Origin of the sequence: Psychromonas aquimarina ATCC BAA-1526 (genome assembly GCF_000428725.1) — a bacterium.
In the GTDB taxonomy this organism is placed as follows: domain Bacteria; phylum Pseudomonadota; class Gammaproteobacteria; order Enterobacterales; family Psychromonadaceae; genus Psychromonas; species Psychromonas aquimarina.
This window is the reverse complement of record NZ_AUAM01000127.1, coordinates 1-1687: the sequence shown is the minus strand read 5'-3', so window position 1 is coordinate 1687 and position 1687 is coordinate 1. Positions and strand designations below refer to the sequence as shown.

At 33.9% G+C, this 1687-nt stretch carries 1 protein-coding gene; it reads left to right on the top strand.

Features of this window, described 5'->3' with window-relative positions; translation table 11 throughout:
* Positions 1 to 667 precede the first annotated feature (667 nt).
* A complete protein-coding gene (locus tag G337_RS26850) occupies positions 668 to 1669 on the top strand; it encodes a DUF6929 family protein (protein ID WP_425414444.1) in 1002 nt (333 codons plus the stop codon).
* The last annotated feature ends 18 nt before the right edge of the window (positions 1670 to 1687 follow it).

The window sequence follows — 1687 nt, the reverse complement described above, 5'->3', positions numbered from 1 at the left end:
TTTTTTCCTGCATGTGTATCTCCAATAATGAGTTTGGAGATACTGTAATGAACTACGCGAGGCAGGTGAATGTGCTGTTTGCCGGACGATTACTTAAGATTTGACAATATCGGGGGATGGACAAAAATAGCTAAGCTTCAATTTGAGACTCTTTTTAGTTTGTTTATGGTTTGTTAATTATATTGGGTCTTTAGTTGATGTTTCAACCTGAATTCCGAACATCACAAATCAATATAATTTAAGGCTGTAAGTTTCAAAAAATGAACTTTTTACGTGACTAACTACTCTACCTACATGACCAGATTATTGTAAATTGAATTTTTACGTAAGTAGGTATCTAAGCAGATCCCCCATTAGATTTTAAGTGTTTGATATGAGCGCTACTTTCTTAACACATTTTAATTCTATTTCTTAATCCGGGTATTAATCGTTGCAAAAAGCATAACCTTCTCGATATTCTGCTTCTTGCAATAAGCGCGATACTCTCGGGCGCTGAAGACTGGGAGGATATTAAATATCCCGTACACTATCTCCCCCCCTTCAAAACAAATTACGAACTGAAACTCCAATTTTGAATGAATATCGCTCATTTTATCGGGGCATTTAATATGCCTACGTGATAGTGTTAAAAAATCGTAGTTATACATAATTATTCACAGGGTCTAAAATGCGAATACTAACCACTTGTTCATACTTGATTCTTTGTCTCTCCTACACAGCTCAAGCAGACAATATACAGATAAAATCATCCTTTGATCTTTTAGTAAGCAAACCAGTAACAAACACCTCGGTCTCTTCAGGATCCGGTATGGTCGTCGAAGGTAATAACCTACTGGTAGTTGGCGACGATTCCCCATGGTTATTTACCCTTGATAAAACTTATCAAGTAATTCAAAAATCGATTATTGAGCCGTTTACATTAAATAAAGCAAACCGCATCAATAAGAAAATAAAACCGGACTTTGAAGCGATGACAAAAATAAAATACAAAAACCAGACATTTTATTTACTATTAGGCTCTGGAAGTAAAAAACACACTAGAGAAAATGGCTATTTGATCTCCATAAATCAAGAAATTAAAGAAAAATTGTCATTAAATAGACTATATACAATCTTACACGATAAAGCTGGATTTCATAATACGGAAAAAATTAATATTGAAGGCATATCTACCACCGCAGATAAAAGTTATATTTTTAACCGAGGAAACAACGGTCCTAATATAATCTTTGAAATGAATACGAATGAAATGCTTGCATTTATTAAAGGAGAAAAGAAATTACCTTCTTTAGCTGTTCATAAAGTAATACTACCGACTATTGAAGGTTATCAAGCTGGACTTTCTGGTGTGGATTTCTGGGTTGAAGACAACAGTCTTATTTTCTCAGCTTCTGTTGAAGGTAGTGATAATTCTATTGATGATGGTAAAGTTCTCGGTAGTTTCATAGGTGTACTTCCTATTAGTAAACTAACAGGAAAATCAATATTAGATCTTACTCCTTATTCTCATAAAATTACGCATAATAATCAAACCGTACTAACTAAAATAGAGTCAGTGGCTATTGACACTACAGATAAGTATAAAGTAAAGGGGTATTTCGTCAGTGATAATGATGATGGGACAAGCCAGTTTTTCGAATTTGAAATAGTTAAAGATCCACCTTCTTAGAAGGTGGCTTTGTTTTTT